Here is a 21,632-nt window from a genome sequence, read left to right as displayed (position 1 = left end):
AGTGTGCTGGAGCGTTCCAGGGCCGTCAACGGGCCGGACGGTGACTTCCCGGCTATCGGCCTGACCGGAACAGGCCGCCCGTTGCGGCGGTCGCACCGTCCCGTCCGGGCGGGGTGCTTTCCCTCCGGCACGACCAAGCGCTAGTTTGCTGCCATGCGGGTCTTCCTCACCGGCGCGTCCGGCTTCGTCGGCTCCTACACCGCCGGTGCGCTGCTGGCCGCCGGGCACACGCCGCGCGCGCTGGTGCGCGATCCCGGCAAGGCCGCCAAGGCGCTGGCCGCGATCGGCGTCACCGCCGAGGAGGTCGAGCTGGTGCCCGGCGACATGCTGGACGAGGCGGCCGTGCGCGCCGCGATGGACGGCTGCGACGCCGCGATCCACTGCGCCGCCGCCATCGGCGTCACCGGCGACGCAGGCGATCTGGTCGAGATCAACGTGCGCGGCACCCGCAACGTCATCGGCGGCGCGGTCGATCTCGGCCTGGCCCCGGTCGTGCACGTTTCCACGATCGCGGTGTTCGTGCCGCCGGACGGCCCGGTCATCACCTCGGCCTCCCCGCTGGCGAGCCCGCGCACCGATTACGGACGCTCCAAGCTGGCCGCCGAACGTTATGTCCGTGGCCTCCAGGACAGCGGCGCGCCGGTCACCATCGTGTATCCGGGCGGCGTGTGCGGACCGCACCAGCCGATACTGGACGCGCTGATGGAAGGGCTCGTCGGGGCGCTCGGCAAGGGCTGGCCGACGCCGCCCGGCGGTGTCTCGGTCATCGACGTGCGCGACCTGGGCGAGGCGCTGGCACGGACCGTCACCGCCGAGGGGCGCGGGCACCGCTGGGTGCTCGGCGGCCACTTCCTCACCTGGCCGGGGTACGCCGACCTGTGCGACGAGCTGACCGGCGTGCGCTGCCGTCGGCTGCCGGTCCCGGCCTGGGTGATGATCGCGGCCGGGACGTTGCTGGACGCCGCCAAGCGGGTGCGGCCGTTCGACTACCCGCTGACCCGCGACGCGGCCGAGTTCATGGTGCGGCTGGTGCCCACCGACGACCGGCCCGCCCTGGACGCGCTCGGCCTCACCCTGCGCCCGGTGCGCGACACCACCGCCGACGCGCTGCGCTGGCTGGCCGCGTCCGGGCACCTCGATCCCCGCAAGGCCGGGCGGCTCGCGCCCGGCGGTAAGGAGCGGCACATGTCCCGGCAGCCGACGTCCGGCCCGACCGCGCCCGGTCCCGTGAAGCGCGCGTTCGGGCCCCTCATGCAGCGCGTGTCGGGCGCGAAGTGGTTCTCGAAGGTGGGGCCGAAGGTCGTCCCGCCGCTGGACCGCGCCCTGCACAGGCTGACCGGCGGCCGGTTCCTGCTGGGCCAGGCGCTGGTGCCGAGCCTGGTGCTGACCACGACGGGCGCGGTCAGCGGGCAGGCGCGGACGACGCCACTGGCGTGCCTGCCCGAGCAGGACGGCACGTGGGTGGTGGTCGGCTCCAACTTCGGTCAGGAGAAGCACCCGGCGTGGACGGGGAACCTGATCAAGACGCCGGAGGCGGAGGTGAGCTTCCGGGGCCGGACGACGCCGGTGACGGCGCGGCTGCTGGACGATCGGGAGCGCGCCGAGGTGTGGCCCCGGCTGCTGGAGGTGTGGCCGGTCTACGACCGGTACGTGGAGCGGGTGGAGCGGCAGTTGCGGATCTTCCGGCTGACCCCGCGCTAGGCGCGCGGGGTCAGCCGGGATCGGCGCGAGGTCAGCGCCGGACCGGCTGCGGGCCGTCGCCAGGCCGTCGCCGGGTCAGCGGCGGCCGCGCATCACCCGCGACACCTTGCGGCCCACCAGCAGGTAGGCCAGCACGACGCCGAGGGTGTTGAGGATGACGTCGTCCACGTCGAAGGCGCGCCCCATCACCACCAGCCCCTGCACGATCTCGATCGCCAGCGACACCAGCGCGCCGACGACCGCGAGCCGCAGCGGGCCGCGCATCTTCACCGACACCCACGGCAGCAGCACGCCGAGCGGCGCGAGCAGCGCCAGGTTGCCGCCGAGCTGCAGCAGCGCTTCCTTGGTGGGGCGGTCCATGTAGAAGCGGAGCGAGTCGCCCGGATCGGTGTTGCCACCGGCCTGTCCGTTGTCCTGCACGGGCGTCAGGGTGAGGCGGAAGGCGTAGTAGAAGAACACGCCCAGCGCCGCCAGGGCCACCAGCACGCCGAACACCCGCAGCACCGTCACGTACCAGGGCGCCCGATGGTGCTCGCGGGGCGCCGCATGCTGCATTTCCGCCGTACCGGCCACTTGTGGTTCCTCCATCACTTCGGTTCCGCGCTGCTTGTCCCCGTCTGCCGGGCGACTATGCCGGGCGAGGTGCAACGGCCGGGACCGAAAAGGCCGGACCACTACTCTTCAATTAGCTGACCTTGGACGCCGTGGCGTCCGGAACGCGCGGCCGTTACGCCTGCACGCCGCCGGTGACCGCGAGGTCCTTCACCGTGCCGAGGACCTGCACGACCGGGACGCCCTCGCCGTGCGCGGCCGCGCCGCCGTTCACGCGGACGCTGCCGCCGTCCGCGCCCGGCAGCAGGCTGAGCGCGGTGGCCGGAAGGCGCTCGATCTTGCCCTTGACCAGGGTCTCGCCGGTGCCGCCGTGGGTGCACAGGCCGTTGAAGACTGTCAGCGAGCCGAACGGCCGGTCGATCTGCACGCCCACGGCGGCGTCCCCGTGGGTGGTGATGCGGTCGAACTCGATGATGTCGATCGTGCCGTCGTAGAGGTTGAAGCCGCGCGCGCCGGTGCCGAACGTCTCGACGGGCGCGGTGACGCGCAGCCGCCCGATCGTCCCGAAGTTGACGAACCCGATGCCGCTGGGGCCGTGCGAGGTGATCGGCGCGGTGGCCGTCCACACGTCGGCGGTGCCCCACAGGTCCAGGACCATGTCGTTGGGGCCGTAGGTGGTGACGGGCCCGTTGTTCAGGACCTCGCGGACGGTGGCGCGCACGACGAAGACGCCGCCGGAGATCCGGTCGGCGGTGCCGGGGGCGATGCCGCCGTCGGAGTGCACGGCGCCGGTGTGCAGCCGGGCCGCCTCCACGCGGCCGCCGCCGTCGGTGCCGGAGACGAAGACCCCGCTCCCCCGCACCGGCGCGTCCGGCGCGCCCGCCGAGATCCGGGTCAGGTCGGCGGTGATCAGCGATCCGGCGTCGTCCTGGAGGTTGTAGAGGGTGAAGGCCCCCTGCAGGACCGCCACGCCGTACCCGGCGGGGCGGGGCAGGCGCTCGCGGGCGTCGGCGGCCTCGACGTGCAGGGCGTGCACCTGCACGTGCCCGGTGCGCAGCGCGCCCTCGGCGATGATCGCGACGCGGCCGACGGTGGTGACGTCGTCCAGCTCCAGCGTGCCGCAGTCGTCCCGGCCGGTGTCGGCGGTGATCGCGGCGGCGTCGGGCGCGGTCTCCAGCCGGAGCCGGGCCACGCGGTTGTCGCGGGTCAGGGTGAGGCCCGCGCCGTCGGCGAAGACCAGCGCGGCCTCGGGCAGGCCGGTCAGCGCCCAGCCGGGCGGCAGGGTGAGCGCGGGGACGGCCTCCAGGGTGCCGCCGAGCTGGATCTCGGTGGGCGGGCCGCCCCGCTCCAGCAGGTCGGTCAGCTCCGGCACGCTCGTCACGCGGGCGTCGGTCAGCATCGCGGTCCCCCTCCGCCGTCGGGCATCGCGGCTGTGATCCCCGGGCCGGGCGCGGCGGAATCGGCGCTTTGACCGACCATGGCCGACTCTTCACCCCGGAAAGGGACGAGGCCGCCCCCGGGCGTCCCGGGAGCGGCCTCGTCTCGTTGACGGCCTGGTCAGACGGTGACCGGGCGCCCGCTGGTGGCGGGCTCCAGAGCCAGGTCGAGGACCTCGCGGACGTCGCTGACGGCGAACACCGTCATCTTGTCCAGGACCTCGGCCGGCACGTCCTCCAGGTCCGGCTCGTTGCGCTTGGGCACGATCGCGGTCGTGATGCCCAGCCGCGAGGCGGCCAGCAGCTTCTGCTTGAGGCCGCCGATGGGCAGGACCCGGCCGGTGAGGGAGACCTCGCCGGTCATGGCCACGTCCGCGCGAACCGGGCGGCCGGTCAGCAGCGACGCCAGCGCCGTGGTCATCGTGATGCCCGCGCTCGGGCCGTCCTTGGGCACGGCCCCGGCCGGGACGTGGACGTGCACGCCGCGGTCCTTCAGGTCGCCGACCGGCAGCTCCAGCTCCGCGCCCCGCGAGCGCAGGTAGCTGAGCGCGATCTGCGCCGACTCCTTCATGACGTCGCCGAGCTGGCCGGTGAGCGTCACGCCGGTGCCGCCGGTCTCCTTGTCGGCCAGCGACGCCTCGATGTAGAGGACGTCGCCGCCCGCGCCGGTGACGGCCAGGCCCGTCGCCACGCCCGGCACCGCGGTGCGGCGCTCGGTGCGGCTCAGCTCGGCCTCCGGGGTGAACCGGGGACGGCCCAGGTAGTCCTTGAGGTCGGCGGCGTCGATGGTGATCGGCAGCGCCGCCTTCTCCAGGGCCACGTTCGCCGCGACCTTGCGCAGGACGCGGGCGAGCGCGCGGTCCAGGGACCGGACCCCGGCCTCGCGGGTGTACTCCGAGGCCAGCAGGCGCAGCGCGGCGTCGGTGAAGGTCACCTCGGCGCGCTCCAGCCCGGCCTTGTCCAGCTCGCGCGGGGCGAGGTGGTCGCGGGCGATGGAGACCTTCTCGTCCTCGGTGTAGCCGTCCAGCTCCACCAGCTCCATGCGGTCCAGCAGCGGGCCGGGGATCTGCTCGACGACGTTGGCGGTGGCCACGAACAGCACGTCGGACAGGTCGAGCTCGACCTCCAGGTAGTGGTCCCGGAAGGTGTGGTTCTGCTCGGGGTCCAGGACCTCCAGCAGCGCCGCGGTCGGGTCGCCGCGGTAGTCGGCGCCGACCTTGTCGATCTCGTCCAGCAGCACGACGGGGTTCATCGAGCCCGCCTCGCGGATGGCCCGCACGATGCGGCCGGGCAGCGCGCCGACGTAGGTGCGCCGGTGGCCGCGGATCTCGGCCTCGTCCCGGACGCCGCCGAGCGCCACGCGCACGAACTCGCGGCCCATGGACCGCGCGATCGACTCGCCGAGCGAGGTCTTGCCGACCCCGGGCGGGCCGGTCAGCGCCAGCACCGCGCCGCTGCGGCGGCCGCCGACCACGCCGAGGCCGCGGTCGGCCCGGCGCTTGCGGACGGCGAGGTACTCGACGATGCGCTCCTTGACGTCGTCGAGCCCGGTGTGGTCGGCGTCCAGGATCTCGCGGGCCCCGGCGATGTCGTAGGAGTCCTCGGTGCGCTCGTTCCAGGGGATGTCGAGCACGGTGTCCAGCCAGGTGCGGATCCAGCCGCCCTCCGGGGAGGCGTCGGAGGACCGCTCCAGCTTGTCGACCTCCTTGAGCGCGGCCTCGCGCACCTTCTCGGGGAGGTTCGCGGCCTCGATCCGGGCGCGGTAGTCGTCCTCCTCGTCGGCGGGGTCGCCGTTCAGCTCGGCCAGCTCCTTGCGGATGGCCTCCTGCTGCTGGCGCAGCAGGAACTCGCGCTGGGTCTTCTCCATGCCCTCCTGGACGTCCTTGCGGATGGTCTCCTGCACGTCCAGCTCGGCGAGGTGGTCCCGCGTCCAGCCGATGACCAGGGACAGCCGCTCGACGGTGTCGGGCGTCTCCAGCACCTGGATCTTCTGCTCGTCGGTCAGGTAGGGGGCGTAGCCGGAGTTGTCGGCCAGCACCGAGGGGTCCTCGATGCGCTGCACCACGTCCACGATCTGCCACGCGCCGCGCTTCTCCAGGATGGCGCTGACCAGGCCCTTGTACTCGGTGGCCAGCTCCTGGGTGCGGCCGGTCGCGGGCGGGACGGCGACCTGCTCGCCCTCGACCCACAGGGCCGCGCCGGGCCCGGTCGTCCCGGTCCCGATCTTGACGCGGGCCACGCCGCGCACGACCACGCCGGGCTCGCCGTCGGGCAGCCGGCCCTCCTGCTCGATCACCGCCAGGGTGCCCAGCGCGGCGTACTGGCCGTTCAGGCGGGGCACGACCAGCACCCGGGGCTTGACGGCCGAGCGGATGCCCGGCCCCTTGCTCTGAGCGGCCGCCTTGGCCGCCTCGATCGCCGCGCGCACTTCGCCGCTGTCGGAGAGGTCGAGGGGAACGACCATGCCCGGCAGCACGACCCCGTCGTCCAGGGGCAGCACCGGCAGCGTCAGGGTCTCGCTCATGCTCAGCTCCAAGTCATTGTCGCCACGACCCAACCGCAAGTTGAGTCATACACACTCAAGAAAGCGGAGCAGGATTTTGTTTCCGCAACAACGTTCGCTCTGAGCGATCAGCCCCCGCCGGGGGCCGGGTGGTGGAATGTGTGCTTTCATACCGCTTCATGGAGATCACGGGGCCGCTGCCGGGGCGCATCAGCTTGCAGGCCACCCACTTCGACCTGGGCACGGCCGGATACATCGCCGAGGAGTACTTCCTGAGCGGCGAGGCCGTCGTCTTCTCCCCCGTGGACGCCCCGCTGGACGGGCGCTGGACGACCGAGCCCAAGGCCCCCGTGCCGTTCCGCACGCGGCTGGTCGTCCACCGGCCCGACGCCGCCGCGTTCAACGGCGTGGTCGTGGTGGAGTGGCTGAACGTCTCCGCAGGGTCGGACGGCGCCCCGTTCTGGACCGAGACGCACCGCCACATCATGCGTTCCGGCATGATCTGGGTCGGGATCTCGGTGCAGCGCGCCGGGCTGTACGGCGGCAGCACCTTCACGAGCGACCTGCTGCCCGATCCCGTCACCGTGGACCAGCCCGACCGGTACCGCTCGCTGGAGCACCCGGGTGACGCCTACTGCCCCGACCTGTTCTCCAAGGCCGCCGACGCGATCAGGGAAGGGCTGCTCGGGCCGCTGGAGGTGCGGCGGGTGCTGGCGGCGGGCAAGTCGCAGTCGGCGCGGGGCGTGATCGGCCACATCAACGCCGTCACGCCCCACCACCGGCCCTACGACGGCTACCTGCTGCTGGGGCGGCCGGGGCGGATGCAGGCGTCCGAGGACGGCCCGTTCCGGCCCTACCTGGTGCGCACCGACGGGCGCGCGCCGATCCTGATGCTCCAGGCCGAGTCGGACGTGCTCGGCGCGCGGCTGCGCTCCAAGCCCGCCCGCCAGGCCGACGGCGAGCGGTGCCGGCTGTGGGAGCTGGCCGGATCCGCGCACGCCGACACCTACGCCATGAGCCTCGGCCCCCGCGACGACGGCACGGTCCCGACCCGCGAGATGGCCGAGGCGCTGGACCCCGCCGCCGTGTCCGGCCTCTCCACGGCCCGCCCGGTCAACTCCGGCCCCCAGCACCACTACGTCGCCCAGGCCGCGCTCGCGGCGCTGGACCGGTGGGTCGCCGAGGGCGTCGCGCCCGCCACCGCCGCCCTCCTGGAGGAGGCGCGCGACGGGCACGGCGTGGTCCTCGGCGGCGTGCGCACGCCCTGGGTGGACGTCCCGGCCGCCGTCCTGTCGGGCCTGGGCCAGGAGAACCACCCCGGCGACGACGGCTTCGCCACCAACTTCGGGTCCACCGGTCCGCTGGACCTGGCCGCCCTCTACCCGGGCGGCCTGGACGACTACCTGCCCGCCTTCCGGCGCGCGGCCGAACACGCGGTCGGCGAGGGCTTCCTACTCGCCGCCGACCTGGACGAGATCCTGGCCCTGGCCGTCGCGTCCTTCAGCCGATGAGGCGGGGCACGGAGGGGGCGGCCGCTTCCTGGCCCGCCGCGCGGCGGGATTCGTCGGCCGCCCACGTGTAGACGCCGGTCGCCATCAGGGACGGCTCGGCGGCCGCGCGGGCGGCGTAGACCTCCGCGCGCACGGTGTGCAGGGCCGCGGACTGCGGGTCCGCCTGGATCGCCATCTCCGCCAGGTGCACCGCCAGGCGCAGGTCGCCGTTCTCCATGGCCTGGCGGGCGGCGTCGGCCAGTTTGGGCGCGCCGCCCGCCAGGGCGGCCACCGCGCGGGCCAGTTCGGCGTCGGGGGCGGGCTTGAGGTGGGCCGGGTTGCCGTCGTACCAGCCGCCGTAGAGCCGCCACAGGTTGCGGACGATGAACTCCGGCTCGTCGTACTTGGCCTGGAGGTAGACCCTGTCGGCCAGGTGGGCGGGCGGGCGGACCGCGTGCACGATGTCGTCCAGCCGCGCGCCCTCGTTCAGCAGCGCCAACGTCTGCTCGACGATGCTCTCCAGCCACTCGGCGGTCTCGGTCAGCGCCTGGTGGACACGCTCGGCCCCGAACACCGGCGCGCCGTGCGACGGGATCATGATCTCGGCGCCGAGCGCGGCCATGCGGCGCAGCGCGTGCGCCCACTCGCGCGGGTAGCGCTGCACCTTCTGCGGGTTGCCGCAGTTGGGGGTGAGCCAGATGAACAGGTCGCCGGGCAGCAGCAGCCGGTGCTCGGGCACCCAGGCGACCGCCGCGTCGTCGGTCTCGCCCTTGGCGTGGAACAGCTCGAAGGTCAGCTCGCCGCGCGTGACGCTCAGGCCGTCGCGGAAGGTCACGTCCGGGTGCCGGTACTCGGTGGGCCAGCGCAGGTCCGGAAGCTGGAACTGGCGCTGGTTGATCACCGAGTTGTACCCGGCGGTCAGCACGTACCGGTCGAAACGGTCGCGGACGGCCTCGTGCGCCACCACCTGCGGGCGGAGTCCGCCGCCGCGCTCGGCCTCGGCGTCGAACGGGCCCATGCCCATCACGTGGTCGATGTGGCCGTGGGAGTAGAACGCCGTGGTGAGCGGGTCGCCGCTCCACTCGCGCACCCGCTCGTGCGTCTTCTGCGCGGCGGCGGGGTTGCCGGTGTCGAACAGCAGCAGCTCACCGCGCGTCCGGAACGTCACCACGTTCCCGAAGCCGGGCAGCCAGCCGAGCCCGTCGGCGATGTCCACCACGCCGGAGCCGTTCATGCCGGTGTGCACGATGTTGTCGTTCTGCTCGCCGCGCCAGATGCGGTCGGCGTAGTCGCGGATGTCCATTGGGGGTCCTCTCAGGGGTCAGGAGGTCGTGCCGAGGGCGGCGCGGTCCCGGGCCGGGCGGATCAGCGCGGCAGCCAGCAGGCCGCCGACGATCATCAGGGCGGCGGTCAGGTCGAAGGCGTGCTGGAAACCGGTCGCGGCGTCGCCGCCGTGATCCACCAGCGCGCCGGTCAGGGCGGGGCCGATCGCGCCCGCCGTCGCGGCCGCGGCGGTGACCGCGCCCAGCAGCGCCGCCCGCCGCCGCACCGGCGCGATCTCGGCGAGCACCGCCGCCAGCAGGCCGAAGAAGGAGTTCACCAGGGTGAAGGCCACCAGCATGACCACCACCAGCGCCGCGCCGCCGCCGCCGACGCGGGTCAGCAGCAGCGCCGCCAGGCCCGAGACCGCCACGGCCGCGCCGCCCAGCACGCCGCGCGCGACGCGGCTGGAGCGCCCGGCGTGCACCATCCGCTGGGACGCCCGGCCGACCGCCAGCACGACCACGATCCCGGCGACCTGCGTCCCGGCGCCCATCAGGCTCGCGGCCTCCAGCGAGTAGCCGTGCACCCGCTGGAGGAACTGCGGCAGCCAGGTGATCGCGACGGCCATCGTCCAGAACCCGGCGAACCCGCAGACCAGGCCGCCGAGCGCGGTGCCGCTCAGGAGCAGTCGCCTGAACGGGATCGACGGGCCGTCGCTCGCGGCGTCCGCCGACCGTGCGCTGTAGGGGCCTTCCCCGCCCAGACGCAACCACGCGATCGCCCAGATCAGGCCCAGCACGCCGGTCAGCGCGAACGCCGCCCGCCAGCCGAACTGCGAGATCACCACCGCCAGCAGCGGGCCGCCGACCGCGATCCCAGTCGCGCCGCCGACCGTCAGCAGGCTGCCGGGCACGGCGCGCTCGCGGTCGGGGAACCAGCCGAAGGCGGTGTGGTTGGCCAGCGGGAACGCCGGGCCCTCGGCCGCGCCGAGCACCACCCGGGTGACGATCAGCGTCGCGAGCCCGGCCGTCGGCAGCGCCACCACCAGCTGCGCCAGGCTCCACGCCACCACCAGCGCCGTCAGCAGGCGGCGCGCGGAGACGCGGTCGGCCAGGAAGCCCAGCACGACGCCCGAGACGCTGAACAGCAGGAAGAACGCGCTGCCGATCAGCCCGAAGGCGGTGTCGTCCAGGCCGAGGTCGTCCTTGACGTGCTTCCCGGCCAAGCCCAGCACGGCCTTGTCCATGAAGTTGACGGTCATGAACAGGAACAGCAGCGCCACGACCGTCCAGGCGCGGCGGGCGGGCGGCGGGGCGGCGGGCCGGGACGCGTCGGGCTGGGACATGCCGGGCGCGGACCTGGTGGGCGGGGCCATGCGGGTGCTCCGATCGGCTGCGGGGGTGCCGCTCACTTTTCCGCCGTCTCCGGGGCCGGACAAGAAGCCGTCAGCCCACTTGAAGGCCGCCCGGCTTGTGACATGTCACAATTCGTTGGAACGGCGTACCGTGGCAAGGAGGTCCGGGCCATCACCGACGAGCACGTCCGGCGGGTCGCCGCCGGGATCGCCGCCCGCTGCGAGGGGCAGGTCAACCGGCTGGCCCGCGAGCTGGCCGAGCGGCACTTCGCCGTGCTCCCCGACTACGCCGACCTGCCCGGGGACATGCGGGACCTGGAGATCGCGGGCACCGCCCGGTACGCGATCCGGCAGTTCCTCCAGACCGCGATGGGCGTCCGGGTCACCCACGAGGACCTGCGGCTGTTCCGCGAGCGCGCCGCCCAGCGCGCCGAGGAGGGCGTGGACCTGGCGGTGCTGCTGGGGACTTATCACATCGGCGCCGAGGTGGTCTGGGACGCGCTGTGCGCGGCGGCCAGGCCCGGCGAGGAGGCGGCGCTCCAGTGGCTGGCCCGCGTCCAGCTGCGCGGGTTGGGCCAGGTGGTGAAGGCGGTGACCGACGCCTACCAGGCCGAGCAGGCGGCGATCCTGGCCGAGCGGCGCGAGGAGTTGCGGGAGGTGGCGCGGGCGCTGCTGGCCGGGGAGGCGGTGCGGGCGACGGCGGCGCGGTTCGGCGTCCCGCTGGCGCACGCCTACCTGGTGCTGAACCTGCGCCTGCCGGACGGCCCCGGCTCGGCGGTGGCCGAGCGGCGCGTGCTGCGCCGCGTCCGGGCCCGGCTGGAGGGCTTCGCCGAGGGCACGCCGCTGACCCTGCTCGACGCGCGCGGCGGCCACGTGCTGCTGCCGATCTCGGCGGCCGGCCGGCTGGCGGAGCTGGTGCCGCTGCTCACCGACCCCGCCGCCGGGGGCGTGGTGGTGGGCGCGGCCCGGTCCCAGGGCACCGCCGACGTGCCGCGCGCCGCCGACCAGGCGGTGCGGATCGCCCGCATCGCGCAGGCCACCGGCCGCCCGCCCGGCCTGTACGAGCTGCGCGACGTGCTGCTGGACTACCACCTGAGCGGTTCGCGCGACAGCGCCCACGCCGTCGCGGAACTGCTGGACCCGCTCGACGGCAGCCCCGAGCTGCTGGCGACGCTGCGCGCCTTCCTGCGCCACGACCTGGACCGGCGGCGCACCGCGCGGGCGCTCGGCGTGCACCCCAACACCGTGGACAACCGGCTGGCGCGCGCGGCCGGGCTGCTCGGCGTGGACCCGCGCACCACCCAGGGCACGGTGTTGTGCGCGGCGGCGCTCACGCTGCGTCAGCTCGGCTGATCGGTTCGCGTATCGCCGCGCTCCGGGCAAAGCCCTTAGCGATCTCGCGAATCTTCCTTGACCTGGGTTTGCGCCCGCATGGCACTGGGGTACCTTCCGCTACGAGATCGTGACGCTGGGTGAAGGAAAGCTTCTCGGACGGGCAAAGATCCGGGACCGGACCCCAGGACCGGAGGAGGGACGCATGGCGGGCACCGAGCGGACGGGGGCGGGCGGCGCGGCCCTCTCCCCCGCCGGTGCCCCGCCGCCCCCGCCGTCCCTCACCGGCACCGGCACCGATCTGACGGACCGCTTCCCGAGCGATCCGGTCCGGACGGCCGAGGACGTCCCCGGCATCCCGCACCGCAGCACGCACCGGCCCCCGATCGACACGGTGCCCGCGGTGAATGACGGGACGCACGGTGGCACACCTCGGGTTCTCGGCCGTCCCGGACCCGGCGGCGTCCCCCGCGCCGCCACGGTCGCCCGGCGGAAGCGACGGACGGACCTGCCGCCGCAGGAGCGCGGTGCGGCGGCAGGTCCTTCCACCAGGCGGCCCCCGCTCGCCTGGGCCACAGACCAGCACGGGATTTCGGTGCCGCACGCCCCCGCGGCACCGGGGTCCACCACCGGGCCGGCGGCGTCGAGCAGCGCCGCCGGCCCGGCCCTTCCCCTTACAGGCGGCGGCGCCAGACCTGGCCGTGGATCACGTCGCCGAAGCGCCGCACCGGCGGCTCCTCCTCGGCCAGCTCGAACCCGGCCCGCCGGTAGATGCGGTGGGCGGGCTTCTGGAGGGCGGTGGTCCAGAGCATGATCTCCTCGTAGCCCGCCGCGGCGGCGAAGCGCAGGCACTCCGCCACCAGCGCGCCGCCGACGCCGAGGCCGCGCGCTGACGGTTCGACGTGCAGCAGCCGCAGTTGCGCGGTCGTCTCGTCGCGCCGCATGCAGAAGATGCTGCCGACCCGCTCGCCGTCGGCCTCGGCGATCCAGGCGTTCTCGCGCTCGGGGTCGTGCTCTGTGCCGTAGCCGGCGACCACGCTCGCCACCAGCGCCTCGTAGCTGCGGTCCCAGCCGCACTCCACGTCGTACAGCACGCCGTTGCGGGACACCACCCAGCCGAGGTCGCCGGGCTCCAGGCCGCGCAGCGTGAACGGCGCGGACTTGGGGCCGTCGCCCAGCAGGCCGTGCACCGCGTCCATGGCGCCGACCAGACGGCGGCGGTCGGCGTCGGGCAGCCCGGCCAGCAGGTCGCGGACCTCGGCGGCCGAGCGCCCGTCCAGGGTCTGGAAGACCTCGCGGCCGCGCGGGGTGAGGCGGACGACCTGGCGGCGCGCGTCGCCGGGCGCGCGGTCGCGGGTGACCAGGCCGTCGCCCTCGAAGCGGGTCAACATCCGGCTGAGGTAGCCGGCGTCCAGGCCCAGCGCGCGGCGCAGCGCCAGCACCTCGCTGTCCTCGCGCTGCGCCAGCTCGAAGATCACGCGGGCCTCGGTGAGCGAGTAGGGCGACTCCACCAGGCACTCGCCCAGCACCCCCATGACGCCGGTGTAGAAGCGGTTGAAGGACCGCACCGCCTCGATCTGGTCCGGGGTGACGTCCATGCCCTGCCTCCGCATTTCTTTGACCCAGTCAACCTTGACTGGGTCAAAGAATAAGCCCGGCCCCGGACGGAGGTCCAGGGCCGGGCTCGGCGCGTGCGGCGGGAACGGCGGGGATCAGGCCCCGGCGAGCGGCTCGTTCTCGGTGACGGCCTTCCGCGGCCCGCCCTGGGCGGCGGCGGTCTCCTGCGCCTGGCGCACGATGCGGCGCTCGATGAAGAAGGCCAGGAACGGGATCAGCCCGGCCGACACCATGACCAGCATCTGCTTGAGCGGCCACCCCGCCTTGCGCCACAGGTCGTAGGAGGCGACCAGGTAGACGATGTAGAGGAAGCCGTGGATCGGGGAGATGATGCCCGACGGCGTCGCGTTGTCGCCCAGGTAGCGGAACGGCATCGCCACGAACACCAGCAGCAGCAACATCACGCCCACGATCAGGGCCAGGACGCGGTACCGCTTGATCGCCGCTTCCACAGATCACACCTTTCTCAGCGCGCCCGGCGGGCGCGGTCGGACGGGGCGCGCGCCCGCCGTTCTCGCCGGGCGGGCGGGGGTGGCCGCGGCGCGTCAGCCGCGCCGGTCGGGCTGGGAGTTCAGGCGCGCCAGGTAGCGGTTGTAGGCGGCGAGGTCGGGGTCCTCGGCCTCCTGCTGGCGGATGATCTCCCGCTTGACCGCCGCCTCGGCGGGCTCCTCGATGACCTTGGGGGCCTGCTTGGCGGAGTCCTCGCCGTTCAGCTCGTCGCGGATCATCTTGACCCACATCACGACCACGAACAGCGCGAAGATCGGCCACTCGAAGGTGTAGGCCCAGCTGCGGTCGTTGCCGGCCTGGGCGCGGTCGAACTGCCACCAGCCGAAGCCCAGGAACGCCACGCACAACACGACCGCGATCGCATGGAGGCCGAGCCAGCCGGGGGTGAGGAACCTTCGCACGTCACCGAGCGTACCCCGCCTTCCCCGCAGCCCACGCCCGCCCCCGCCGGAGCGGCCCGCACCGGCGCGGCCGGAAACTGTCGGTGGCCCCGCTTACATTCCGTGGTATGAGCAACGACACGACCCCCCTGTCCCCGATCCGTTCCGCAGCACCCGCGAACGCCGTCCTCCGGGGCATGGCGTCCCCGTGCGCGCCGGGCGGACCCGCCCCGGGCCGGGAGGCCGACCGATGACCGCGTGGAGCCGGGCCCGCACCCTGATCGAGGCCGGTGACGTGCCCGCGCTGGCGCACTGGCTCGCCGATCTCGACGCCGCCGCCCGCCAGGACGTCGCCCGCGAACTGCCGGGCCACCTGAGCGCCCTGCACGGCGCGTCGGAGGGCGCCTCCCTGGAAGCGGGGGCCGTGCTGCCGCTGCTGGTGGCCGGGGTCGCGACGATCGAGTCCGCCGAGCACGCCGCCGCCTGGGTGTCGCGCGCGGACCTGCGCCTGTGGTCGGCCTCCTACGCCGAGCTGACCGGGCCGCTCGCCACCGTCGCCGCCGCCCGTCCGGCCGAGTGGCGCGCCGAGGCCGCCGCCCTGGCCGCCGAACGGCTGCGCGCCGCCGACCTGCGCTGGCAGGACGCCTCCCTGTGGCACGCGGCCGCCGCCCTGGCCGGGGCCGCCGGGATCGAACCGCCCACCTGCGACGGGTTCGTCGTCAACTGGGTGGTGTGGGGCGGGCGGCCCGACCGGCTCGCCGACGACCCGTTCCTGGACGCGCTGGTGCCCCGGCTGTTCGAGGTCGAGGAACTGGGCCGCCGCCTGGTGTGGGACAAGCCCGGCGACGCCCGGCAGGCGTCCTGGGCCGATGCGCTGCTCGACCTGGTCGCCTCCGGCCGCTTGGAGCGCTCCCTGATCCTGGACGGCTGCGTGCAGCGGCTGCTGTCCGGTGGCCGCCCGCAGGATCTGTACTGGTTCGTCCGGCTGCACGACGCGCTGGAGCCGACGCTGGAAGAGACCGCAGCCCGGCTGCGCGACTACGTCCGGCTGCTGCCCGAATCGCCGCCCGCCGTGGCCACGGCCGCGTTCCGCGAGGTGCGGCGGATCGACGAGGCCGGGCAGCTGACCGGCGAGGCGTTCGTCGAGACCGCCGACGCGCTGCTGTCGCGCCCCGAACGCAAGCTCGCCGGTGCCGCGATCACCTGGCTGGACCGGTCGGCCCGCAAGCGCGACCGCGTCGACGTGACCCTGCACGTGCTGACGGCGCTGTTCGCCGCGTCCGACGAGGGCCTGCGCGAACGCGCCGCCAAGGCCGTCGCCAAGCACGCGGGCCGCGCGGCGGCCGAGACCCTCCGCTACGTCAACGACGCCGCCGAGCACCTGCCGCCCCACCTGTGGGGGCTGGTGGCCCAGCCCGCCGACACCCCGCCGCCCCCGGCCCGGCCCCCGGCGTTCCAGCCGCGCACGCTGCCCGCCCCGATCGCCACCCCCGCCGAGGCCGCCGCCGCGTTCGCCGCGCAGGACCACTCCTGGCCCGCCGTCGAATGCCTGCTGGACGCGCTGGTCCGGTTCGCCGTCCGCGACCCGCACAGCCTGCGCGAGCTGCTGCGCCGCGCGTTGCCGGAGACCACGCCCTGGGCGGCGAACGTCACCGCGACCCTCAGCCTCAACTCCCCTGCCGACTGGACGGCCGGGGCGGTCCGCGCGGTGCTCACGCCGCGCCGCCAGGACGGCTTCGACTCCCTGATGACCTTCCACCGCAAGGTCGCCTGGCACGAGCGCTCCCCCGACGAGCCGGTCATGCACCGCTTCCTGATCTGGCGGATGCGGGAGCTGGTCAGCACCGTGGGCCGCTCCCCGCTGCTGCTGGCCACCCCGACCGAGGGCAGCGGCCACCTCGACCCGGCGGCGCTGGTGACCCGGCTGGAACGGCTGGAGGCCGCCGGGATCGAACCGGGCCCGGCCGACCTCGTGCAGGCCCTGCTGCGGCTGCCGCGCGGCGTCACGGCCCGCACCGCGCACCTGTCCTCCCCCGCCGGACGCGCGCTGCGCGCCTGGCTGGCCCACGGCGGCCTGCCCGACCCCGACGTCACCGTGGACGCCGACGGCACCCCGACCGTCACGCTGCCGACGGCCGTGCCGCCCGCCATCGACCGGCTGTGCACCATCACCGCCGAGGGCCTGTGGCCGGACCGCCCCACGCCCGCCTTCTACGGCCCGCACGAGTGGTGGCCCGCGATCCTGCCGTCGCACCGCGAGATCGTCGCCGCGCACCTGCTGCCCCACCTGGCACAACGCCTCGACAGCGACTACCGGCAGGGCACGACCCTGCTCGGCCTCGCCGAGGCCGACGGCCCCGCCGGGGCGGCGACCGCGACCGCCCTGCTGTACGGCCTGTCGGCCCGGGTACCCGCCGAACGCGCGGACGCGGTGCGGGCGCTGCTGGCACTGTGCGCCCGCAACCGCCCGCCCGCCGGCCTGGGCGAGGCGCTGGCGACGCTGGCCCGGCGCGAACTGATCAAGCTGGACCGGGTGGTGGAGGCACTGTCGGAGGCCGCCGACGCGGGCGCGCACATCCACGTGTGGACGGCCCTGAAGGCGGCCCTCCCCGCCCTGCTCCCAGCCCCCGGCGAGCGCCCTCTGCCCGGCCTGCCCGCCCTACTGGCCCTGGCCACCCGCACGGTAGAGACCACGCGAGTGGGCGGGGTGGTGCCAGAACTGGCGGCATTCGCAACCCGAGGCGGCAACAACCGAGCGGCATCAGAAGCGGCACGCCTACACCGCGCCCTGACCCGCCAGGGAGGCCAACTCCACATCCGAGTGTCGTAAGAGCCAGGACGGCGCAGCCGCACCGCGCCCTCACCTAAGGAGGACTGTTTCGCATCAGGTGTCTCAAGGATCGAGGCGAAGCGACCGCCCCGCACCCTAGCCCACCAAGAGGGCAGCTCCGCCTCCAGGCGTCCTAAGGGCAAAATGGCGCGGCTGCACTGGGCCTCGCTCGCCAACGCCAGCTCCGCTTCCGGGCGTTGTGGGGCCGAGGCGGCACGACCGCGCCGCGTCCTCACCCGCCAGGGAAGGCAGTCCCCATGCCGGTGGGGTGCGGGAGGACCGGTCCGCGTCTTGCCAGATATACCCCCGGCCCGTACATTGATCCGGCACTTCATGAACGATCCCCCTATTCACTCCTGACGGGACGGAAGCCATGACGGCCCTGAGCAGCAGCCCGGCGGACACCCCCGCGAGCCCGGCGGCGTCCCCCGCCGGACGGCACCCGGCGCAGCGGCGGGTGCTGGCGGTGCTCACCGCCACCCAGGTGCTGGGCGGCATCGGCGTGGCCACCGGCGTGGCGATCAGCACGCTGGCCGCCTCCACCCTGTCGGGCTCGGAGGCGATCGGCGGCATGGCGCAGACCAGCGCCGTCGCGGGCGCGGGCGTGCTGGCCATCCCGATGGCGCGCGCCGCCGCGCGCCGAGGCCGCCGGGCCGCGCTCACGCTGGCCTACGGCGCGGGCACGCTCGGCGCGGTGATCGCGTCGGTGGCGGCGGCCCTGCACACGTGGCCGCTGCTGCTGGCCGGGCTGTTCCTGTTCGGCGGCAGCACGGCGGGCAGCCTCGCGGCCCGCTACGCGGCCACCGACCTGTCACCGCCCGGACGCTCGGCGCGCGACCTGTCGGTGGTGGTGTGGGCAACCACGATCGGCTCGGTCGCCGGTCCCAACCTGGCCCACCCCGCCGACGAACTGGGCCGCAGCCTGGGGCTCGCGGCGTGGGCGGGGCCGTACACGCTGGCGGCGGTCACGTTCGGCATCTCGGCACTGGGCGTGCTGGCACTGCTGCGTCCTGACCCGCTCCGGCTGGCCGCCGACATGGCCGCCCAGCTCGACGGAAAGTCCCCGGCGCAGCCCGCCGGGCAGCCTCTTCCCCTGACGAAGGTCACCGGGGCGGCCCCGGCACGAAAGGACGGGCAGGTCCCAGCACAGGAAGGCGGTCAGGGCTCGGCGGCCAAGGTCGACGGGAAGGGCGGCGGGAAGGTCGCGCGGGGTGGCGGATGGGCCGTTCTACGGAGTAATTCCCGTGCGCGGCTTGCGGTTGCCGCGATCGTGGTCAGCCATGTCGTGATGGTGTCCGTGATGACCATGACGCCGGTGCATCTGGATCATGGGCATGCCGGGCTCACGGTTGTGGGTGTGGTCATCAGCCTGCACATCGCTGGGATGTACGCGTTGTCGCCGTTGCCGGGGTGGTTGGCCGATCGGTTCGGCCGGATTCCGGTGTTGCTGGTCGGGATGGCACTGCTCGCGGCCGCTGCGGCGCTGGCGGCGGTCTCGGCACCGCACCAGGTGACGCGGCTGACGGTCGCGCTCGTGTTGCTGGGCCTCGGCTGGTCGTTCGGCCTCGTCGGCGGGTCCTCCCTGCTGACCGAGTCGGTGCCGGTCGCCGACCGTCCGGCCGTGCAGGGATTGTCCGACCTGCTGATGAACGGCGGCGCGGCGGTCGGCGGGCTGGCGGCGGGCGCCATCGTGACCGCGCTGTCCTACGGGACGCTGGCCACGGTCGCGGTGGTGCTGGTGCTGCCCATGACGGCGGCGCTGCTGCTCGCCTACTTCCGGGACTGAGACGCGGCCGAAACCGTCGGCGGTCCCTGCAACGATGGGGATCGGGCCGGTGTTCGTACCGGAGACAGGACACCGGAAGGAAGGCAGGGCACCATGAACGACGCCGCCGTCATGACGGGCACCCTCGCGTTCGGCGCGGTCGACACGCCGCTGGGACGCGTCCTGGTCGGCGCGACCGAGGCAGGCGTCGCCTGGTTCGCCTTCGGCGACGGTCCCGCCGAGCGCGCCCGCGCCACCGCCGCGTTCCGGCTCCCCGTCGTGGACGATCCAGAACGGCTCGCGCCCGCGCTGGAGCAGGTCACCGCCTACTTCACCGGGGCCCGGACCGAGTTCGACCTGCCGATCGACTGGCGGCTGACCTCCCGTGTCCAGCGCCAGGTGCTGGAGACGCTCTACGGCACCGTCGGCTACGGGAAGGTCGTCACCTACGGCCAGCTCGGCGACCGCAGCGAGGCCGGGGTCCCGGCGCAGGCGATCGGCCAGGTCATGGGCAGCAACCCCATCCCGCTGATCGTGCCCTGCCACCGCGTGGTGGCCTCCAACGGGCTGGGCGGCTACAGCGGCGGGTCGGGCGTCGAGGTCAAGCGGTGGCTCCTCACCCTGGAGGGCTCGCTCCCCGCCACCCTGGACTGGGACCCCGAGCGGGGTCCGTGACCGCGCCCGGCCATGCCGGGAAACGTAGAATGCGGGCGTGCCGAGAATCAGCGAGCCCACCGTCGCCGAGCACCGCGCCCGCCAGCTGCGCACCCTGCTGGACGCCGCCCGCGCCCTGGTCGCCGAGGAGGGCATCGAGGCGCTGTCCCTGGCCGCCCTCGCCCGCCGGGTGGGGCTGTCCCGGCCGAGCCTGTACGAGTACTTCCGCTCCAAGGACGACCTGGTCGCCGCGATCGTGGAGGAGGAGCTGCCGCGCTGGGCCGCGCTGGTCGAGCGGGCGCTCGCCGACCCGCCGGACCTGGTCGGCAAGGTCACCGCCTACATCCGGGTGCAGCTGGAGGTCATGACCGACGGGCGGCACGCGGCGGCGGTGGCGCTGGTCGAGCACGCGCTCGCCGAGCCCGCCCGCGAGCGCATCCGCGAGGGGCACGCGCAGCTGCTGCGGCCGCTGGTCAACGCGCTGGCCGACAGCGGGGTGCCCGACCCCGAGCTGCGCGCCGAGCTCGTCCAGGGCATCGTGGACGCGGCCGCGACGGCGGCGCAGCGCCGCAGCGACCGGCCCGGGGCGGTGATCGAGGCGGCCGTCGCGCAGGCGGTGCACGGCTGCGTCGGCATTCGGCCCGACGCCGGTCAGCCCGCGGCGCGGGCCTCGTAGCCGACGCCCGTCAGGTCCTCCGAGACCTGCCACAACCGCCGTCCCAGCTCGGCCCGCCCGGCCTGCGGCGGCATGACGACCTTGGTCGGCGCGCCCCGGTACTGCAGCCCGCGCGGCCCGTAGCAGGCCCCGCCGCGCGCCTCGGGCGCGACGGCCGCGTACAGGGTGGGCAGCGCGCCCATCGCCGCCGACTGCGCGACGACGGCGTTGGCGAACGCGTTGACGCGCTCCTCCAGCCTGCGCCCCCGCATCTTCGGTCCGACCGCCTGGAGATTGGTATTGGCGTATCCGGGATGGGCGGCATTGCTGAGGATTTCCGGAAAGCGGCGGTCCAGTTCTTTGGCGAACAGGAGATTGGCGAGCTTCGACTGCGCGTAGGCGGACCATCGTCCATATCGGCGCTCGCCCTGCAGATCGTCGAAGCGCAACCGGCCCGCCCATGCGAATCCACTGGAAACGGTGGTCACCCGCGGCGTTTTCGCGGCGCGCAAGGCGGGCAGCAAAAGCCCGGTCAGCGCGAAATGCCCGAGATGATTGGTGCCGAACTGCATCTCGAAGCCGTCGGCGGTGGTGCGGCGCGGCAGGGCCATGACCCCGGCGTTGTTGACCAGCAGGTCCAGCGGCCCGTCGCCGTGGCGCTCGGCGAACGCGCGGACCGAGGCCAGGTCGGCGAGGTCCAGCGGGGCGAGGGTGATCGCGGCGCCGGGGACGGCCGCCGCGATGCGGTCGTGGGCGGCCTGCCCGCGTTCGGCGCTCCGGCACGCCAGCACCACGGCCGCGCCGCGCCGGGCCAGCTGGAGGGCCGTGTGGTAGCCCAGCCCGCTGTTGGCCCCGGTGACGATCGCCCGCCGCCCGTCCAGGTCCGGGATGTCCGCCGTGCTCCATCCGCCCATGCCGCGACTCCTGCTCCACGTCATATCTCGATGCCCGGAAACCCAAGCTAGACGCGACGTCGAATAGCGACAAGCGCGCCGCTCCGATGTGGCGCACGTCACGGCGCGACTCCCCCGGCCCCGGAAGGGCGCGGAGAAGCCGCGCGCGGGAACGCCGGACGGCGTCAGGACGGGAGGTTGGCCTCGATCGCGGAGACCACCTCGGAGGCCTCGGGCTCGACCTGCGGGCCGAACCGGGCGGCCACCGAGCCGTCCGGAGCGATCAGGAACTTCTCGAAGTTCCACTGGATGTCGCCGGTGCGGCCCTCGGCGTCGGGGACGTCCACCAGCTCCTTGTAGAGCGGGTGCCGCCCGTCGCCGTTCACGTCGACCTTCTCGGTCAGGGGGAAGGTGACGCCGTAGGTGGCCGAGCAGAAGGTGGCGATCTCCTCCGGGGTGCCCGGCTCCTGGCCCATGAACTGGTTGCAGGGGACGCCGAGGACGGTGAAGCCGCGCCCGGCGTAACGCTCCTGAAGGCGTTCGAGCCCCGCGTACTGCGGGGTCAGGCCGCACTTGGAGGCCACGTTCACCACCAGCACGGCCGTGCCGCGATACTGCCCGAGGTCCGCAGAACCGCCCTGCAGACCGCCGATCTCTACCTCGTAGACAGACATGAGGCCGATCTTAGGAGATCTTG

17 protein-coding genes are annotated in these 21,632 nt (G+C 74.2%); 7 read left to right on the top strand and 10 right to left on the bottom strand.

Going from position 1 to position 21,632, the window contains the following annotated elements:
- Window positions 1-153: 153 nt before the first annotated feature.
- Window positions 154-1,701, top strand: coding sequence for a nitroreductase/quinone reductase family protein (locus AH6_RS20165; protein ID WP_067482052.1), 1,548 nt, complete (start codon window positions 154-156; stop codon window positions 1,699-1,701).
- Window positions 1,702-1,776: 75 nt separating this feature from the next.
- On the opposite strand, the gene AH6_RS20160 is transcribed toward AH6_RS20165, so the two are convergent.
- From AH6_RS20160 to lon, 3 genes are all read right to left on the bottom strand, one after another.
- On the bottom strand, window positions 1,777-2,274 hold the full coding sequence (locus tag AH6_RS20160; RefSeq protein ID WP_245679386.1) for a VanZ family protein: 498 nt from the start codon (window positions 2,272-2,274) through the stop codon (window positions 1,777-1,779).
- 154 nt (window positions 2,275-2,428) lie between these two features.
- Window positions 2,429-3,652, bottom strand: coding sequence for a hypothetical protein (locus AH6_RS20155; RefSeq protein WP_067482049.1), 1,224 nt, complete (start codon window positions 3,650-3,652; stop codon window positions 2,429-2,431).
- A gap of 158 nt (window positions 3,653-3,810) precedes the next feature.
- Window positions 3,811-6,213 (bottom strand): endopeptidase La, encoded by a 2,403-nt coding sequence (gene lon, locus AH6_RS20150; protein WP_067482047.1) that lies wholly within the window; start codon window positions 6,211-6,213, stop codon window positions 3,811-3,813.
- Between the two features lie 158 nt (window positions 6,214-6,371).
- On the opposite strand from lon, the gene AH6_RS20145 reads away from it, so the two are divergent.
- Window positions 6,372-7,703, top strand: coding sequence for an alpha/beta hydrolase domain-containing protein (locus AH6_RS20145; protein WP_067482045.1), 1,332 nt, complete (start codon window positions 6,372-6,374; stop codon window positions 7,701-7,703).
- Here AH6_RS20145 and AH6_RS20140 read toward each other — a convergent pair.
- Both AH6_RS20140 and AH6_RS20135 read right to left on the bottom strand, forming a co-directional pair.
- Window positions 7,693-8,985 (bottom strand): alkyl sulfatase dimerization domain-containing protein, encoded by a 1,293-nt coding sequence (locus tag AH6_RS20140; protein WP_067482043.1) that lies wholly within the window; start codon window positions 8,983-8,985, stop codon window positions 7,693-7,695. The two genes, AH6_RS20145 and AH6_RS20140, sit on opposite strands and share 11 nt — an antisense overlap.
- A gap of 18 nt (window positions 8,986-9,003) precedes the next feature.
- Complete coding sequence (locus AH6_RS20135) at window positions 9,004-10,320, bottom strand: MFS transporter (protein WP_083983223.1); 1,317 nt, start codon at window positions 10,318-10,320, stop codon at window positions 9,004-9,006.
- A gap of 102 nt (window positions 10,321-10,422) precedes the next feature.
- Here AH6_RS20135 and AH6_RS20130 point away from each other — a divergent pair, with 102 nt between their 5' ends.
- Window positions 10,423-11,652, top strand: coding sequence for a PucR family transcriptional regulator (locus AH6_RS20130; protein WP_083983221.1), 1,230 nt, complete (start codon window positions 10,423-10,425; stop codon window positions 11,650-11,652).
- Between the two features lie 653 nt (window positions 11,653-12,305).
- Here the strand turns inward: AH6_RS20130 and AH6_RS20125 are convergent.
- The 3 genes from AH6_RS20125 to AH6_RS20115 form a co-directional block, all read right to left on the bottom strand.
- Window positions 12,306-13,229: a bifunctional helix-turn-helix transcriptional regulator/GNAT family N-acetyltransferase gene (locus tag AH6_RS20125; protein ID WP_067482040.1), complete on the bottom strand. Its 924-nt coding sequence runs from the start codon at window positions 13,227-13,229 to the stop codon at window positions 12,306-12,308.
- A 114-nt stretch (window positions 13,230-13,343) separates the two neighbouring features.
- Entirely contained in the window at window positions 13,344-13,700 is a 357-nt protein-coding gene (locus tag AH6_RS20120) for a DUF3817 domain-containing protein (RefSeq protein ID WP_083983219.1), read from the bottom strand.
- A gap of 93 nt (window positions 13,701-13,793) precedes the next feature.
- A complete protein-coding gene (locus AH6_RS20115) occupies window positions 13,794-14,159 on the bottom strand; it encodes a hypothetical protein (RefSeq protein WP_067482038.1) in 366 nt (121 codons plus the stop codon).
- 229 nt (window positions 14,160-14,388) lie between these two features.
- Between AH6_RS20115 and AH6_RS20110 the strand changes: the two genes are divergently transcribed.
- The 4 genes from AH6_RS20110 (at window position 14,389) to AH6_RS20095 (ending at window position 20,063) form a co-directional block, all read left to right on the top strand.
- Window positions 14,389-16,968, top strand: coding sequence for a DUF6493 family protein (locus AH6_RS20110; RefSeq protein ID WP_067482036.1), 2,580 nt, complete (start codon window positions 14,389-14,391; stop codon window positions 16,966-16,968).
- 373 nt (window positions 16,969-17,341) lie between these two features.
- Window positions 17,342-18,754, top strand: a complete 1,413-nt coding sequence (locus AH6_RS20105; RefSeq protein ID WP_067482034.1) for an MFS transporter — start codon at window positions 17,342-17,344, stop codon at window positions 18,752-18,754.
- Between the two features lie 93 nt (window positions 18,755-18,847).
- On the top strand, window positions 18,848-19,408 hold the full coding sequence (locus AH6_RS20100; protein WP_245679385.1) for a methylated-DNA--[protein]-cysteine S-methyltransferase: 561 nt from the start codon (window positions 18,848-18,850) through the stop codon (window positions 19,406-19,408).
- Window positions 19,409-19,445: 37 nt separating this feature from the next.
- Complete coding sequence (locus tag AH6_RS20095) at window positions 19,446-20,063, top strand: TetR/AcrR family transcriptional regulator (protein ID WP_067482032.1); 618 nt, start codon at window positions 19,446-19,448, stop codon at window positions 20,061-20,063.
- Here the strand turns inward: AH6_RS20095 and AH6_RS20090 are convergent.
- Both AH6_RS20090 and AH6_RS20085 read right to left on the bottom strand, forming a co-directional pair.
- Window positions 20,039-20,956 carry an oxidoreductase gene (locus tag AH6_RS20090; protein ID WP_067482029.1) on the bottom strand — a complete coding sequence of 306 codons (918 nt, stop codon included), beginning with the start codon at window positions 20,954-20,956 and terminating at the stop codon, window positions 20,039-20,041. The genes AH6_RS20095 and AH6_RS20090 overlap by 25 nt on opposite strands.
- A 164-nt stretch (window positions 20,957-21,120) precedes the next feature.
- Window positions 21,121-21,609, bottom strand: coding sequence for a glutathione peroxidase (locus AH6_RS20085; protein WP_067482027.1), 489 nt, complete (start codon window positions 21,607-21,609; stop codon window positions 21,121-21,123).
- Window positions 21,610-21,632: the final 23 nt, after the last annotated feature.

It is taken from the genome of Actinomadura hibisca NBRC 15177 (assembly GCF_001552635.1).
In the GTDB taxonomy this organism is placed as follows: domain Bacteria; phylum Actinomycetota; class Actinomycetes; order Streptosporangiales; family Streptosporangiaceae; genus Spirillospora; species Spirillospora hibisca.
Note: the sequence above shows the minus strand (reverse complement) of the source record. Positions and strands in the feature narration are given on the sequence as shown.